This window comes from Paenibacillus sp. FSL K6-1096 (assembly GCF_037977055.1).
In the GTDB taxonomy this organism is placed as follows: domain Bacteria; phylum Bacillota; class Bacilli; order Paenibacillales; family Paenibacillaceae; genus Paenibacillus_AQ.
Genome location: NZ_CP150274.1, coordinates 3,038,750 through 3,055,180, shown reverse-complemented (window position 1 = coordinate 3,055,180; position 16,431 = coordinate 3,038,750). Strand labels below are relative to the sequence as shown.

Annotated in this window: 14 protein-coding genes; 13 read left to right on the top strand and 1 reads right to left on the bottom strand. The window is 52.9% G+C overall.

Features of this window, described 5'->3' with window-relative positions; all coding sequences use genetic code 11:
• The first annotated feature begins 191 nt into the window (after positions 1 to 191).
• From MHI24_RS13610 to MHI24_RS13575, 8 genes are all read left to right on the top strand, one after another.
• Positions 192 to 1,856, top strand: a complete 1,665-nt coding sequence (locus MHI24_RS13610) for an ATPase, T2SS/T4P/T4SS family (RefSeq protein WP_340026116.1) — start codon at positions 192 to 194, stop codon at positions 1,854 to 1,856.
• 15 nt (positions 1,857 to 1,871) lie between these two features.
• Complete coding sequence (locus tag MHI24_RS13605; RefSeq protein ID WP_340026115.1) at positions 1,872 to 2,921, top strand: type IV pilus twitching motility protein PilT; 1,050 nt, start codon at positions 1,872 to 1,874, stop codon at positions 2,919 to 2,921.
• Positions 2,921 to 4,126, top strand: coding sequence for a type II secretion system F family protein (locus MHI24_RS13600; protein WP_340026114.1), 1,206 nt, complete (start codon positions 2,921 to 2,923; stop codon positions 4,124 to 4,126). Before MHI24_RS13605 ends, MHI24_RS13600 begins: the two co-directional genes overlap by 1 nt.
• A gap of 99 nt (positions 4,127 to 4,225) precedes the next feature.
• A complete protein-coding gene (locus tag MHI24_RS13595) occupies positions 4,226 to 4,720 on the top strand; it encodes a prepilin-type N-terminal cleavage/methylation domain-containing protein (protein ID WP_340026113.1) in 495 nt (164 codons plus the stop codon).
• A 73-nt stretch (positions 4,721 to 4,793) separates the two neighbouring features.
• Positions 4,794 to 5,543 (top strand): prepilin peptidase, encoded by a 750-nt coding sequence (locus MHI24_RS13590; RefSeq protein WP_340026112.1) that lies wholly within the window; start codon positions 4,794 to 4,796, stop codon positions 5,541 to 5,543.
• 14 nt (positions 5,544 to 5,557) lie between these two features.
• A complete protein-coding gene (gene pilM / locus MHI24_RS13585) occupies positions 5,558 to 7,159 on the top strand; it encodes a pilus assembly protein PilM (RefSeq protein ID WP_340026110.1) in 1,602 nt (533 codons plus the stop codon).
• Entirely contained in the window at positions 7,143 to 7,730 is a 588-nt protein-coding gene (gene pilO / locus MHI24_RS13580; RefSeq protein WP_340026109.1) for a type 4a pilus biogenesis protein PilO, read from the top strand. Before pilM ends, pilO begins: the two co-directional genes overlap by 17 nt.
• Positions 7,731 to 7,902: 172 nt before the next feature.
• A complete protein-coding gene (locus MHI24_RS13575; protein ID WP_340026108.1) occupies positions 7,903 to 8,508 on the top strand; it encodes a DL-endopeptidase inhibitor IseA family protein in 606 nt (201 codons plus the stop codon).
• Positions 8,509 to 8,601: 93 nt separating this feature from the next.
• On the opposite strand, the gene MHI24_RS13570 is transcribed toward MHI24_RS13575, so the two are convergent.
• On the bottom strand, positions 8,602 to 10,029 hold the full coding sequence (locus tag MHI24_RS13570) for a VanW family protein (protein ID WP_340026107.1): 1,428 nt from the start codon (positions 10,027 to 10,029) through the stop codon (positions 8,602 to 8,604).
• Positions 10,030 to 10,309: 280 nt separating this feature from the next.
• On the opposite strand from MHI24_RS13570, the gene ftsE reads away from it, so the two are divergent.
• From ftsE to MHI24_RS13545, 5 genes are all read left to right on the top strand, one after another.
• Positions 10,310 to 10,996, top strand: a complete 687-nt coding sequence (gene ftsE, locus MHI24_RS13565) for a cell division ATP-binding protein FtsE (protein ID WP_340026106.1) — start codon at positions 10,310 to 10,312, stop codon at positions 10,994 to 10,996.
• A complete protein-coding gene (gene ftsX, locus MHI24_RS13560; RefSeq protein ID WP_340026105.1) occupies positions 10,986 to 11,900 on the top strand; it encodes a permease-like cell division protein FtsX in 915 nt (304 codons plus the stop codon). Before ftsE ends, ftsX begins: the two co-directional genes overlap by 11 nt.
• A gap of 42 nt (positions 11,901 to 11,942) precedes the next feature.
• Positions 11,943 to 13,259, top strand: a complete 1,317-nt coding sequence (locus MHI24_RS13555; protein WP_340026104.1) for a peptidoglycan DD-metalloendopeptidase family protein — start codon at positions 11,943 to 11,945, stop codon at positions 13,257 to 13,259.
• A 143-nt stretch (positions 13,260 to 13,402) separates the two neighbouring features.
• The gene (locus MHI24_RS13550; protein ID WP_340026103.1) at positions 13,403 to 14,869 is read left to right on the top strand and encodes a S41 family peptidase; all 1,467 of its coding nucleotides are present in this window, start codon (positions 13,403 to 13,405) and stop codon (positions 14,867 to 14,869) included.
• Between the two features lie 95 nt (positions 14,870 to 14,964).
• The gene (locus MHI24_RS13545) at positions 14,965 to 16,293 is read left to right on the top strand and encodes a PDZ domain-containing protein (RefSeq protein WP_340026102.1); all 1,329 of its coding nucleotides are present in this window, start codon (positions 14,965 to 14,967) and stop codon (positions 16,291 to 16,293) included.
• Positions 16,294 to 16,431: the final 138 nt, after the last annotated feature.

The following is a 16,431-nucleotide window of genomic DNA, read 5'->3' as shown; positions in this document are numbered from 1 at the left end:
TATATACATTCTAGGACATATTTAGTAGATAGGCAATCAAAAGATATGCATAAACACCTATAAAACTGAGTCTTAATAACTATAAAAAATTTAAAATATTTGTAGGATCATATGATTTCATTTTCCAGCTGGATACTTGTTGGATAGCGTGTGCATGGGCAGAAAATAAAGCGCTCTGGAGTGAGAAGGATATGGCTATCATGAAAAAGAGACTGGGAGATTTGCTGGTCGAAAATGGAATTATCTCTCAAGAACAGCTTGATGAAGCGTTGGTAGAGCAACGGAAAACTAAACGCAAGCTTGGGGACCTTCTAATTACTCAAGGGTATATTACAGAGCAGCAGCTCATTGAAGTGCTGGAATTTCAACTGGGCATTCCTCATGTGAGCTTGTTTAAATATCAGATCGACCCTGCGATTACGCAGATTATTCCTGAGAGTATGGCTAAGCGCTATCAAGTGCTCCCATTCATGAAGGAAGGCAGCAAGCTGATGGTAGCCATGGCAGATCCCTTAGACTACTTCGCTATCGAGGATCTGCGTATGAGTACCGGATTCAGGATCGAGCCGGCAATCTCCAGCCGGGACGAATTGACCAGAGCGATAGCCCGCCACTATGGTATGCGGGACTCTATGAGCCAGATGATGGTCGAGCTCCCTACTCAGGAGGAAATAGAAGAAACAGAGATTACGGATGAAGACTCGCCGATTGTGCGGCTGGTCAACCAGATGATTCAGCAGGCAGTTTCCTTGCGGGCATCCGATATCCATGTTGACCCGGGGGAGAATAATCTCTCCATTCGTTACCGGATCGATGGGACCTTGCGTACTGAACGGATGATTCCCAAGCAAATGCAGGGCTTCATTACCGCCAGACTTAAGATAATGGCCCGGTTGAATATCGCTGAACGCCGCTTACCTCAGGATGGCCGGATCAAAATGCAATTCGACTACAAAATGGTTGATATACGTGTATCTTCCCTGCCAACCATGCATGGAGAGAAGATTGTATTGCGGCTGCTGGATCTAAGCACTGGAGTGAAATCTGTTGACACGCTGGGGTTCAGTGAGAGGAATGCAGATGCCTTCAGGGACATGATTAGCAAGCCTTACGGAATACTGCTGATTACCGGTCCGACCGGCAGCGGGAAGTCGACAACCCTATACTCTGCCTTGAGTCAATTGAATACTGAGGATGCAAATATTATTACGATTGAAGATCCGGTGGAATATCAGCTTGAGGGTGTTAATCAGGTGCATGTGAATCCGGCAATTGGGCTAACCTTTGCAGCGGGCTTGCGTTCAATTCTTCGGCAGGACCCCAATATTGTAATGGTAGGGGAGATCCGCGACACTGAAACAGCAGAAATTGCTGTGCGTGCTTCACTTACAGGACATCTTGTCTTGTCAACATTACATACCAATGATGCAATCAGCACGATTTACAGGTTGCGAGATATGGGGGTAGAGCCCTATTTAATAGCATCATCGTTGCTAGGGATTGTCGCTCAGCGGCTGGTGCGCAAAATTTGCCCGGATTGTAAAGAAGAGCATAAGCCGACAGAGCAGGAGTCGATCATTCTCAGACGCTATGGTCTGCCTGCTGGAGTTATTTACCGCGGGAGAGGTTGTGGTAACTGTAATAATACAGGATACCGTGGACGAATTGCCATTCATGAGGTGTTGACCATCAATGATCATCTGCGGCAGCTTATCACCGATTCAGCATCCATCGAAGAACTGCGGGCAGCCGGTAAAGAACAGGGTATGGTCCAACTGATGGAGGACGGGTTCAATAAAGTATCCAAAGGAATTACAACCTTGCAGGAAGTCATGCGTGAGACCGTATCGCATTAGACAGGGGGAGTAAGAATGCCATTATTCAAACGTGAAATTGTCCAACTTCTCCACATGGCCTATACTTCCAAAGCTTCAGACCTGCATATATCTGTAGGTTCTCCGCCTGTTATACGGATAGACGGCATGCTCCATTTCCTGGAGGGAGAGAATATTACGCCTGAAGAAGCTGTAAGGATGGCGGAAGGCCTGCTTGGCAGGGACAAGATTGAAATTTTCCATAGCCTCGGGGAAATGGACTTCTCTTATCCTCTGGATAACGGAGTTAGATACCGGGTGAATGTGTACAAGCAAAGAGGGGAAGTCAGCATCGCGGCACGGGCAATTCCTGTAGAAATTCCAACTCTGGAACAGTTATCATTGCCTTCCATTCTGTCTGGTCTTGCTATGAAGCCTCAGGGGCTGATCTTAGTCACCGGCCCAACCGGCAGCGGGAAGTCTTCCACACTTGCCGCCATGCTGAATGATATCAACAGGACACAACGTAAACATATTGTGACGCTTGAGGACCCCATAGAATTTCTGCATACTCACGGTACCAGCCTGATCGATCAGCGTGAGGTTGGAAGTGATACCGGCAGCTTCGCCAGCGGATTACGGGCTGCACTGCGGCAGGACCCGGATGTCATTCTGGTTGGTGAGATGCGTGACCTGGAGACGATATCGGCAGCAGTTACAGCTGCGGAGACAGGACACCTTGTGATGGCTACACTGCATACAACGGATGCTCCACAGACCATTGACCGGATCATTGATACTTTCCCTGGGCATCAGCAGGGTCAGATTCGTTCCCAGCTCGCTTCGGTGCTGCTGGCAGTGCTCTCGCAGCGCTTGTTCCCGCGGGCGTCCGGCCGGGGGCGGCTAAGTGCAACCGAACTGCTCATCAATACGCCGGCTGTTGCGAATCTGATTCGTACCGAGAAGACCCATCAGCTCAAAAATGTTATGCAGACTGGTCGTTCCCTTGGCATGCATACGCTTGAGATGAATATTCGCGAATATTTGCAGCAAGGCCTAATTAATCCGGAATCCGCCAGGGCCTACCTCACGGAGGTGGGAAGCTGATGCCGCAATTTGAATACCAGGTGAAGACCCATGCAGGCAAACAACTGAAGGGGAAGCTCACTGCCACGGACAAGGCCATAGCGATGGAGGAGCTCCGAAAGCGCGGACTGACCGTATTCTCGCTTGTAGAACGAAAAACTACTATCCTGTCGATGGAGATATACATAGGAAATCCGGTTAAGACCATTCAGTTCATTATTTATTGCCGCCAATTCGCCACACTGATGCGGGCTGGTGTGTCCATAGTGGAAGCTACCCGAATCTTGGCTGAACAGACGGAAAGCAAGCCTCTACGTAAGGCTCTGCTGGATGTGAACTCCAGTCTGTTAAGAGGAACTGCGTTCTCGCAGGCGATTCAGGATCATAAGAAGATCTTCCCTCCTCTATTTGTCAGTATGATTCGTGCCGGTGAGGAGACGGGGGATCTGGAGGGAACGCTTGAGCGGTTGGCTGTCTACTTCGAGAAGCAGCATACGACCACTGAGAAGATCAAATCAGCGCTTACCTATCCAATTACCGTTGGAATTATGGCAATCGCGGCTGTGGTATATCTTCTCTGGGCAATTGTACCTCAGTTCGTCAGCATGTTTGAATCTATGAACGCTGAGTTGCCTGCAATAACCAAGATGGTGCTTGCACTAAGTACAAGCATTCAGGGACAGTGGTATATTTGGCTCCTGGTCATTATTCTGTTTATCATTGCTCATCAGTTAGTCAAAAGGACCGAGCGCGGAGCCTATGCGCTTGATTATGCCAAGCTCAAGATTCCCGTGTTCGGCAAGCTTAACCAAAAAGGCTCTATTGCACAATTTACACGCACGTTCTCTTCACTGTATGCGAGCTCGGTACCCATTCTTCAATCCTTGTCGATTGTGGAGGAAGTTGCAGGAAACAAGGTGATTGGTGGATACATCCGTAAGGCCAGTGATTCCCTCCGCCAAGGTAAGCCATTATCTGAGCCCTTGAAGAAAGCATGGGTCTTTCCGCCGCTCGTTACACAAATGATAGCCATTGGTGAAGAGACAGGGGCACTGGATCAGATGCTTGCCAAGGTCGCTGATTTCTACGAGATGGATGTAGAGAACACAGTGGACCGCCTGAAGTCGCTGCTTGAGCCGCTGCTCATTGCTTTCCTGGCAGGGGTTGTAGGAATTATAGTCGCTTCAATTATGCTACCGATGTTTAGTATTTACGGCAACATTTAGTTGGAAGATTCCTGAATGATTTGAGAGGGGTGACGCCGGTCAAATTAGGAGAGGATCGGTTCTATTCAAGAATTACACCACTATCGAGGGGGAATTATAATGTTGGCACAAGCACTGAGAAAGAGATTAGGTAAAGCAGTCAAAGATGAAAAAGGATTTACACTGATTGAGTTGCTGGCTGTTATTGTGATTATGGGGATTATAGCAGTTATAGCTATACCTATGATTACTGGTCTAATTGATAATACAGGTAAAAAGGCTGACCTGGCTACAGCCCGGCAAATTTATGAGGCCTCTCGTATGTATATAACTACTGAGTTGGATGGGAAAATAACCGATCAAACAATTCAAGTTATAGGTACTGCTCAAAACGGCTCTACCGCAGGGACAGGGCTTCAGGGATTGAAATATTTGGAAACTCCACTAGTGTTACCGAGTACTAAGAAAAATATTGAATCAGGTACAGTAAATTATGCTGGTGGAAAATTAGCTAATAATACTGATGGTGTTGCAATTATCATAACGGCTGGTACAGGTGACGATGTAGTAACTAGAAAATATACTGCGCAGCAAATCCTAGAATCAAAATTGTAATAACTTACTTGGTTTAAGGAATCGGAATTCCCGATTCCTTTTTTAAAATTCACCAGACAGGAACCGCTAAACCATGACGATTATTATAGCCAGTTACATCACGCTGATTGGCCTGATTCTGGGCTCTTTTTATAATGTGGTAGCTTTGCGTATACCAGCAGGTGAATCGCTTCTGCGGCCGCCCTCACACTGCCCAAGCTGTAACTCACGGCTCAAGTCGAGGGACCTGGTGCCTGTGCTAAGTTATGTGCTGAACAGAGGCAAGTGCCGTTATTGCGGGAACAGGATCTCACCGATATATGTGCTTGGTGAAGCAGCAACAGGCTTGTTGTTTCTGTGGATTTACCTGCAATTCGGGCTCACAGGCAAGGGTATTATTGGATACATATTGGTTAGCTTGGCTGTTATCATAACGATGACTGATCTGAAGTTTATGCTGATCCCTGATAAGGTATTGCTGTTTTTTCTGCCACTGTTTTTTATATCAGTACTGGTTTTTCCTGAGGGCTCGTTAGTTTCTCATCTGCTTGGAGCAGTCTCGGGCGGGGGGATTCTGCTGTTGTTGGCACTATTCGGCGGAATGGGCTTAGGAGATGTAAAGCTAATGACTATACTGGGTTTTGTGCTGGGCTTTCCTAATGTTATCCTAGCCTTTTTGGTAGCTTGTTTGTTGGGAACTATTGTTGGCGGTGCGCTGCTGATTACCGGCAGAATCCGGCGCAAGCAGCACATCCCTTTCGGACCATGGCTGGCGATAGGTGCACTTCTTGCGTTTGCTTACGGTTCAGATCTTATTGGCAGTTATCTAGCGCTCATTGGTTAGGAGGGAAGCTATACATGTTTGGATTAAGGCACAGATCAGCCGGGATCTCCATTGAGCAGACTGGAATCCGCTATATCAGCTTCAAGAGCAACAAGCAAGTCTATAAAAAAAGATTCATCCCCCTGCTCCCCGGGATGATTGTAGAGAACCAGATTGCGGATCGGGAAGCTCTGCACGACCGGTTGAAGCAATGGGTCAAAAATAAGGGGATGCGTGGTAGCAGAGTAGATATCTCTATCCCTCCCTCCCAAATCATCGTTCGTAAGATGGCGATTCCAAGTACTGTGGAGAAACAGATTGAACAGCTGGTGAAGCTGGAGGTTGAGACGGGACTCCATCTGCCCTTTGAGAATCCTGTGTACGATTATGTGGTTACCGGACAGGATGAGAACCAGAGCCAGTTAATCATTTTTGCAGCGCCCCGTAAGGTAGTTCAGGATTATGTGGATGTTCTTGAAGATGCGGGTCTTAGAGTAAAGAGTGTAGAGGTGACAGCAACTGCGCTTGCCAGAAGTATTGTGGCAGGTTATGGGCATGAATTCAGTGAGACGATGCTGATTCACCTGGAGCAGTCTTTGCTGGATATCTATATGTTCCGCAGTGGTCATCCTGTATTCATGAGAACGATCAACCTGGTTGATCTGTCACATGAGAAGCCGTTGAATCTGCAGAAGGATGCACCATTTCTTGCTGAAGCTGAAGTTGCAGCCGCATCACAGGAGCACCTTACAACAGAGCAGGTCGTAGAGATTACAGCAGAGATCTCCAGGATGCTCAGCTTTTATCAATACAGTCTGCATGACGGCTCTACACAGATCTCAGAGATGCTCATTACCGGGTCTCCAGAGATGCGTGGACAATTACAGCGTGAACTTCAGGCAGCCCTCCCGGAGATGGCTGTAGCCGCTATTGCGGTTGATCAGTTCTCCCAGGGCACTAAGCCGGATAACAGTCTTAATGAATACAGAACCGCTGCAGGAACTGCCTTGCGTGACCCTAAAGTCAGAAGTATAAATCTGCTGCCACGTGAAGACCGGGAAACGATCGTATTTCCTTACTTGGCTATCACCTTGGCTGCCATCTGGATTGTGGGTGTAGCGGGGTCCGGCATATTATATGCCTCTGTTCAAGGACAACATGCAGAACGAACCGAACAGCTTCAGGCTTATCAGGACCAGAACGAAGCTCTTCAATCAGAGTTAGCCGGACTTAACAGCAGCAATACGTCAGCGGGAGGTGTTGACCGGGAGAGTATTGTTGAAGCCATGAGAACAAACCGTGCGGATGCCGCAGCCATATTGGATGAGCTTCAGGCAGGCCTACCTTACGGAGCAGTTATTAGAGACATTAAATATTCGTACCGGAGCGAAATCAGTCTTTCATTGAACTTTACAGCGATGGAACATAGCACTAAGTACCTGACAGCCTTACGGCAAATGTCTTTCTCCAAGGGAGCTTCTATCCAGAAGCTGACTGAAGGAACTGAGGGCTCCGTAAGGTCTGCTGCCAAATATACTGCAATTTACAGAGTGGATCTTGCACCTGTAGTGGAACAGAGTGCTCAAGCTCAGACACCTGGAGAAGGAGGGGCGGACAGCAGTGGAACAAATCAATAAATATCGTTCTTCCATCGTGCTGGGCCTGTTGGGCCTGTTTCTGATTCTGTTTGCCTTTTATATGTTCGCTATACGCCCGTTGAATAACGACATCGCTAGGCAAGATAATGAGATTTCATTACTGGGACAGGAAAAAGAGATTCTTGTAAATAAAATTAGTCAGCTAAAGAATGCAGAAGAGGAAGCAGCCGCAGATAAGGATACTATGATGGCGGCAATTCCTCAGGGAGATGACAGCGAAGGCCTGATTCTGCAATTGAAGAGGATAGGAAACAGCTCTCACGCCAAATTAAAGGATATTGGATTCCTGCTGGCAGAATCTAACGAGATCAGTGCCTGGACACAGATTCAACCAGAAGCAACGGGCAGCCTGAAAGAATTGAAAATGGCGGCGGTTGTCGAAGGAAGTTATGCGGAGATTAATGAATGGCTAAAACAGCTCCATGATCTGCCGCGGATCATTGCCATAGACTCCTTTTCTTTTCAAAGGCCTTACGAATTTCCGTCTCCGGTAAAACCAGGCAGTATTTTAACTACAAATGTGTCTTTTACTGCTTTTTTCGAATCATGATTCCTCCAAACTCTGCCCCCCGCTCCCCGGGCCGGCAGAGTTTTTTTGTGCTTTTTGCGGTTAGACGTTTCCCTCCCGGGGTCATTTGGGTATTACAGGTTACGGGCTAACGTAAGCATTAGAGTACTTATCGCAGCACACTACCACACAGGAACAAGAGGAGGCGTTCAGGATGAAGAAGAAATGGATGATTGGTTCACTGGCACTGGCAATGGGGCTTGTCTCTGCAGGAGGCGGAGCGTTTGCGGCTTCACCGGCGGCAGGAATAGAAGGATTTAGAACGGTGGCGGCGTCGGCTCCGGGCAAGGAAGGGCCGGCTACGATCAATAATTTGACGGTGCGCAGCGTGGTTCCGCTGGTGGTTCATGCCAAGAAGCTGTACACGTATGCCAGCCGGGGAGGCAACGAATTCAAGCCGGAGCTGTTCACATATAAGGGGCTGGAATACCGCTATCTCTCCAGTGACCTGGGCACGAAGCAGCAGCTGATGAATTACATCAAGAAGGGCTTCACGCACAATGCGGCAGCTTTCTATGCACAGACCCAATTCCTGGAACAGAACGGCAGGCTTGCGCAGGTGAATTCGGACCTCGGCAACTCGCTGGATTACACCAGAGCTACTGCCCGGATGGTCTCCAAGACGGCACAAGCGGCAGTGTTCGAGCTGACAGTTCCGAGCGAAGGGGCTCACAACGGAGCCAGCGAAGTGGTAACGGTGAAGCTGAAGAAGGTTAACGGATATTGGAGAATTGACATGTCGCCGGATACCCTTTTCTAAAAAACACTCCGGGCGCTGCCCGGCAATCCACATAGAACGGCTGTGCCGCCTTAACGACAAGGGGCACAGCCGTTTCCACTTGTTGCACGGAGCTTACCGGCTTTTGACGCCGTCCTCGACCAGTTGTCTGCGCGGCGATTCCGGCGGGGCGGACTTGCTCATCCCTCCCCGGTTGATGGCGATGACCCGTTTCTGGGCGTAGTACGTATCGCGGGAGAGCAGCTTGCGCTCTTCGGCTTTGCCGTCCACATAGCGTGTAATGTAAGACTCTACTACATAACCGGTTTTACCCTGCTGGAGCACACGGGTTCCGCCCCGGGGGAGCGAAGGGTCGCTCACATATTTGTCTGTTGGGGTTAAGATCTTGACGGTCTTGGACTCGACGGAATATGTGACGTTCTCCGGGAAGGTGCCGAACAGCTTGATCGTCAGCGAGCGTCCGCTCACGCCGGCCTTGATGATCAGATATTTGCCCGTGTTGTTGCGGAAGCGGAAATTAATATATCCTTCGGCAAAAGTCGCATCCAGCCCCTTAGGCAGATAGCTGACCGGAAGCGAGTGGTTGCGCCGCTCGACGATCTCCAGCCCCGAGCGGAGCGCGGCGTTGTACAGCGTGCTGGACACCTGGCAGATTCCCCCGCCCGTTCCGGGCTGAAGCTTGCCGTTCACGATGACGGGGGCTTCGCGGAAGCCGTATTCGGTCTGAGCCTTCTGAATGGCTTTGCCGTAATCGAACACTGCATTCGGTGGCAGCACCGTACCGTCCACCGCCTTGGCGGCCGCCTCGACATTGAAGCTGCGACCGGGGCCGCTGGCTCCGAGGGAGGTGCTGAACTGGACGATTTTGCGGTTAACGCCCTGATCCTTCAGCACCTGCAGCGTAATATTAGGCGGCTTGACGGCCAAAGGAATCTCCAGCTCCAGACGCGAAGCCTGCAGGGCATGGGGGCTATCCAGCTGCGTGGGGATGACAGTCTGTAAGGCCAGCTCCAGCCCCGGCCAGTCCACCTCGAAGGAGGAGGTTCCGGGCGTATACACAATGCGGTCATCTCCCGTGATCCGCCGGACCGCATCGACGGGAGCGCCGAAGGCGGCCTGCTCCCAGTCCGGGCTCAGCTTGTGCCTGAGCGGGGCGGTATCCAGATGTATACCTACATTCAGGTTGCGCGGCCAGCTCCACCGGGCCCGTACCCGTTCCATCAGGGAGCCGTCGGTCAGAGACTCCAGCGCCTGCAGCGCCGCCCGGGCTTCATACGTCACGCCTGCTTCTTTCAGCGTAAGAGTCAGCCCGTTCTGATCCTTGGCTTTCAGGGTGAGCGAGGTAGTCTCCAATGTCTGAAGCCGGGCCTGAAGCCCGGCTTGTACCTCAGCAATGTCCAGTCCGCCAACCTCCCAGCCGGAGATTGCGGTATCCGCAGGCAGGGTGCGCTGGGTCCCGTATAGGTGGAGTCCTCCGGCTGCCAGTGATCCGGCTAGCAGCAGGCCGAAGCTGGCGACGAGGGCAGCGTGTATTTTTCTCATGAGCAATCTCTCCTTCTTAAGGGGCGGATTTGCGCTCCGGGAGCAGGCGCGGGCCACAGGGAATGAAACTTATAGAACGCTAAGGAATGCCGATATATAACTGTAGATAGCGGGGATAAGCCTGCTGTTCATATGTATATGTAAGGAATCAGTAAAACTTTCGGGTACTCAAGGGGTTATGGATTTGTTACAATAGTTACGTCTGCGGGAATAAATGCAGTTATTGGAAGGTCCGCACTCCGGGGCCCGGCGGAATATGTCAGAATCGGGAAGTGATAAGATGATTGAGATGCAGGACGTATGGAAGACTTATCCCAATGGAACCCATGCGTTACAAGGAATATCGGTCAAGATTGACCGGAATGAATTCGTCTATGTGGTCGGACCGTCCGGCGCAGGCAAATCAACGTTCATGAAATTAATTTATAGAGAAGAAACCCCGACCAAAGGGCAAATCTCTGTAGGCGGGTTCAACATCGGCAAGCTGAAGCCCCGTAAGATTCCTTATGTGCGGCGCAATATCGGCGTGGTATTTCAGGATTTCCGCCTGCTGCCGAAGCTGACGGCTTATGAGAATGTCGCTTTTGCCATGGAGGTCATTGAGGCTCCCAAGAAAGTAATCAAAAAGCGCGTCAATGAGGTGCTGGATCTGGTCGGACTGCGCAGCAAGGCGGGGCGTGAGCCCTCACAGCTCTCAGGGGGAGAGCAGCAGCGTATCGCAATTGCCAGAGCCATTGTCAACAATCCTTCCGTCATTATTGCGGACGAGCCTACCGGTAACCTCGATCCCGAGACCTCCTGGGGCATTATGCAGCTGCTGGATGAGATTAATTTCCGGGGAACCACCATCGTAATGGCCACCCACAACAGGGATATTGTCAACAAGATGCGTAAACGGGTGCTTGCGATCGAGCAAGGAAATATCGTCAGAGACCAATTGAGAGGAGAATACGGTTATGAGTTTTAAAACCTTCTTGCGGCATATGCGGGAAGGCTTCAAAAACGTATTCCGCAACGGCTGGATGTCGGTAGCCTCTATTACATCCATCGTTGTCTCTCTTTTCGTACTCGGGGTATTCATTCTGCTGGTGCTTAACGTCAATAAGATCGCGGACAAGGCAGACAGCCAGGTGCAGATCAATGTGCATCTGACGCTCAATACGGACCAGAAGATGCGTGAGAAGCTGCAAAATGAAATCGGCAGTATGCCGGAGGTCAGCAAGGTGGAGTTCATCTCCAAAGAGCAGGGGCTTAAGGAGTTCCGTGAGGATATGGGACCGGATGCCGCTGAGCTGCTGGAAGGGTTCGACGAAGACAATAATCCGCTGCCGGACAAGCTGCTCGTAGAGGTGATTGAGCCGACGACCGTTCCGTTTGTAGCGGAGAAGATTGAGGACCTGAACAAGACCCACGCGGAGAAGCCGATCTATAAGGTGAATTACGGCAAAGGCTCGGTGGAGACGCTGTTCAAGGTGACGAAGGCTGTGCGCAATATCGGGTTTATTTTCGTAGCCGGTCTGGCATTGGTGTCCATGTTCCTCATCTCCAATACGATCCGGGTGACCATTCTGGCCCGACGTAAGGAGATCGGCATCATGAAGCTGGTCGGAGCAACGAATTATTTCATCCGCTGGCCCTTCTTCATTGAAGGCGCGCTCATCGGGCTGATCGGTTCACTGATTACCTCGGGAGTGCTCTATGCCGGCTACAGCAGTCTGGTATCCTCGGTGCAATCCGATCCGATCCTCGGGCTGCAGCTGATTCCTTTCGGGGAGATCTGGATGCTGCTATGCGGGCTGCTGGTGGGCCTTGGCGTGTTAATTGGCATATGGGGAAGTACGGTGTCGATCCGTAAGTTCTTGAAGGTATAGCTTGAGATCATCCACATTTAAGCAAAGGACGGGGAGTGCGAGTTGAAGAAGATTGTTGCCGGAGCGGCCGCTGTCTTACTGGCTGTTACAATGTTCGGGCCCTCTGACGGATATGCGAAGAAGACTACGGTTGCCGAGATTGACAAGCAGCTGAAGCAGCTGCAGCAGGAGGTCCAGGCGGCCAAGGCGGCGCAGGAGAAGGCGGCTTCCCGCAACCAGGAGGCGCAGCACTATAAGAATAAGACGACGCTGAATCTGGAATATGTGCTGGGGCAGATTGAACAGGTGAAGGGCGAAATGAGCGAGACCTCCGGCAAAATCGCCAGCACCGAGAAGTCGCTGACCGCGACGGCTACAGCGCTGGATGAGGCTGAGGCGCGGGTGGCTTCCCGCGAGAAGCTGCTGGAATCGCGTGTGCGCCTGATGTATACCGACGGCGCGGTGTCGTATCTGGACGTGCTGCTGTCTTCGACCAGCTTCTCCGATTTCCTGGACCGGGCCGATTCTCTGAAGATGATCGTGGATCAGGACCAGGACCTGCTGGTGCAGCACAAGCTGGACAAGCAGACGGTAATCGCTAAGAAGCAGGAGCTGGAGGGGCAATATGCCCAGGCCAAGCAGCTCTATGCCGATCTGGAATCCCAGCGCAGCCTGCTGAAGGAGAAGGAAGCGGAGAAGCAGGAGCTGATCGCTTATTACGATCAGGAGATCCAGGAGGCGGAGGTTATCACCGCCGAGCAGGACGCCAAGCTGGTGGAGCTTGCCAGCAGCCGCTCCGCGCTGGAGACGCAGAAGGACAAGCTGAAGGCAGAGGAGGAGGCGCGCAGAGCGGCCGCAGCCAAGGCTGAAGCGGAGCGCCGGGCGGCGATTGCCGCAGCCAAGGCGGCAGAGAAGGCCAAGGCCGCGAAGGCAGCCCGGTCGGCAGTGGCCAGCGCCGACGAGTCTGAGGACTATGTCGGCGGGGATGGCCCTTACCTGCGGCCGGTCGGCTACGCACGCGTCTCTTCGCCTTACGGCTACCGGACGCATCCGGTGACGCATGAAGTCGGCAAGATGCATACCGGCGTGGACTTTGCCGTTCCGACAGGGACGAATATCCATGCTGCCGAGTCAGGAACGGTCCTGGTGGCGGAATGGTACAGCGGCTATGGTTATTGTGTCATTATTGACCATGGCGGCGGGATGTGGACGCTCTATGGCCATATCCGTTCAGGCGGCATCCGGGTGAGTCCGGGCCAGCGGGTGGAACGCGGACAGGTGATTGCCGAATCCGGCGCAACCGGACGGGTGACCGGACCACATCTGCATTTCGAGGTGCGGATCAACGGCAAGCCGGTGAATCCGATGCCTTATTTGTAGGATTAGATAGAAGGATAATTGCAGGTTCTTATGAGTTTATAAATATAATTTCAGTCTGCGGCATATACTGGAAGAGATGCCGTTTCTTAAGGAACGGGCCCATGCTGGTGTGAAGATGGACAAGAAGGGACGGTGGGAACATCATGTTGAAGAAAAGCACTGCGGCCTTTATGATCGTCGCGGCATTGCTGTGCGGCAGTCTGCTGACCCTGGGCGTGACCGGTTATGTACAGGTCTTCGGACAGGCCGCAGGGGAAGGGCTGGCTACAGCGCTGCAGAGTACCGGCTTGCATGAGAAGGAATCGAAGAAGCTTGGTACCGCCCTCAGCCTGATCGAGAGCAATTATTATGAGAAGGTGGACCGCGAGAAGCTGGTTGATGGTGCCGTTAACGGAATGATGGAAGCCCTGGGCGATCCCTACTCGAACTATATGGGCAAGGAGACCGCAGCCAGATTCGAGGAGAGCATTGAAGGCTCCTTCTCGGGCATTGGCGCCGAGGTCTCCTCAGATAACGGTAAGGTGGTAGTGGTCTCCCCGATCAAAGGCTCACCGGCCGACAAAGCCGGGATTCAGGCCAAGGACGTCATTCTCTCGGTGAACGGCGAATCGCTGGAGGGGCTGGAGCTGAATGCGGCCGTTGCCAAAATCCGCGGTCCCAAGGGCAGCAAGGCGACTCTGAAGGTTCAGCGCGCCGGGTCGCCGGAGCCGCTGCAATTCGTCATTACCCGTGACGATGTCCGGCTGGAGACCGTCTACGCTACGATGGAGAAGGACAAAGTCGGTGTGATCGAGGTTACGCAATTCTCGCAGAACACCTCTGAGCGGTTCAAGGAAGAGCTGAACAAGCTGGAGTCGCAGGGCATGAAGGGACTCGTCATCGATGTCCGGAATGACCCGGGCGGCGTGCTGCCGGTGGTCATTGAGATGGTGGAGCAGTTCGTACCGTCCGGCAAGACCATTGTGCAGGTGGAAGACAAGAACAAACGGCGTGAGGTCAGCACCTCCAAGGGATCAAGCAAGAAGTATCCGGTAGTGGTGCTGATGAATAAGGGCAGCGCGAGTGCTTCGGAGATTATGGCCGGCGCCTTGCAGCAATCTGCCGGAGCGAAGCTGATCGGCGAGAACTCGTTCGGCAAAGGCACCGTCCAGACCAGCTTCGAAGAGCAGCTCGGCGACGGAAGCCTGCTGAAGATTACGATTGCCAAGTGGCTGACGCCTGACGGCACCTGGATTCACGGCAAGGGCATCAAGCCGGATATCGCGGTTGCCCAGCCGGATTACTTCTCGGTGGCGCCGATTAACAAGAGCGTTACCCTGCAATACAACATGAACAATGCGGATGTCAAAAGCGCGCAGACCATGCTGGACGGTCTAGGCTACAAGCCGGGCCGCAAGGACGGCTATTTCGATGCCGCCACCAAAGAGGCGGTTAAGAAATTCCAGAGCAAGGCCAAGCTGAAGGTGACCGGCACCATCGACACCAAGACGGCGGAGGCTCTGGAGCAGGCGCTGATTAAGGCCATTCAGGACCCGGCCAACGACAATCAGCGCAACCGCGGGATTGCAGAGATTCAGAAGGAGATCAAGGCGTCGTCGTCGAACAAGTAGGAAGGCTGATTTCAGCCTTCTTCTTTTTTTCGAAAAAAGCTATGGTTAGATCTGAAGCGGAATCATCTGGACTCATAAGGAGTGTGACGAACGGTTTGAGTGTACTCCCGGAACTGCTGGCCAGTTGGGGCACGGCAGCCCTTCATCTGCTGATTCAGCCTTATTATTATATTGCTGTTCTATTTCTTGCCTTATATTACCGCAGGCAGGTGGTCCTGGAGCGGAAGCTGATTCATGTGAAGCTGCATCGCTGGGGGAAAGAGACCTGGCGGGCGGTATGGACCGGCGGACTTGCGGGACTTGCCGTCTCTGCTGCCGCTGTAGCGTTAGGCATCTCCGTAACTTACCCGGCGGTAGCCTGTATCTGGGTCGTCAGCCTGATCCTGATGCTGTTTCGCGTGCGTTATCTATGCTTTGCGTATTCAATTGGCATACTGGGCATTGTCCAGTATGTGCTGTCGTTCTTTCCCGGCTCGCTCCAGGCTGGAGCTGCCGGGACGGTTGCCGAAGCGGTGCGCGGGATGGACATCCCGGCACTGCTGATGCTGGCCGCGCTGCTGCACGTGGCCGAAGCGCTCTTGGCGCGCTGGCAGGGGCCGCGGCTGGCGACGCCCCTGTTCCTTGCCGGCAAGCGCGGCAAGGTGGTCGGCGGCTACCAGCTGGAGGCCTTCTGGCCGCTGCCGCTGTTCGTGCTGATTCCCGCAGGCAGCGGAATCAGTGAACTGCCGTGGCACCCGCTGCTGGGCGGGGGCCTCGGCCTGGTCTCGCTGCCGGTCATCATCGGCTTCAGCGAGATGACCCAGGGCATGCTGCCCGGACGCAAGTCGGCCCGCACGTTCGGACGGCTGCTGGTCTACAGCGCCGTCCTGCTCGGGCTCAGCCTGCTTGCGGACCTGTGGAGCCCGCTGACGGTGGTCGCGGCGCTCATGGCGATTCTGCTGCACGAAGGGTTAAGCAGGTACAGCGCTCTGGAGGAGCGCAGCCTCAGCCCCGTCTTCGTGCATCCCCCGGCCGGCCGCAAGGTGCTGGCCGTGCTGCAGGGCAGCCCCGCGCAGGAGCTGGGCATCCTGCCCGGCGAGATTCTGCTGAAGGTCAACGGGGTCCTGTTGACCGGCAGGGCGCAGCTGCATGAGGCGCTGCGCATGAATCCCGCGTTCTGCAAGCTGGAGGTGCAGAACCGCGAGGGCGAGAGCAAATATCTGCAGCGCGCGATCTATGACGGCGACCATCACCAGCTCGGCATCATCCTGGTGCCGGACCCCGATGAGAGTATCACCGCCGCGGCCAAGCCGTCCAGCATCTTCAGCATCATCGGGATGCAGGCGGGTGTGCAGCAGCGGGGAGAGCTGCCGAAGCGGCTGGGCCGCGCGAAGAAGCCCCAGCCTGCGGAGACCAAGCAGGAGTCTGCCGGGGCTGACGCATAGCTATGGCAGGATAACCTGCTCCAACCTTAAAAGCCCGTTTCCCTTGAATGCTCAGGGGGAGCGGGCTTTCCGTTTGAGTATGTATGCGAAAAACCGAATACATTCAGCGCTGCGAGGGTGGGCGGGCCAAATGTATGT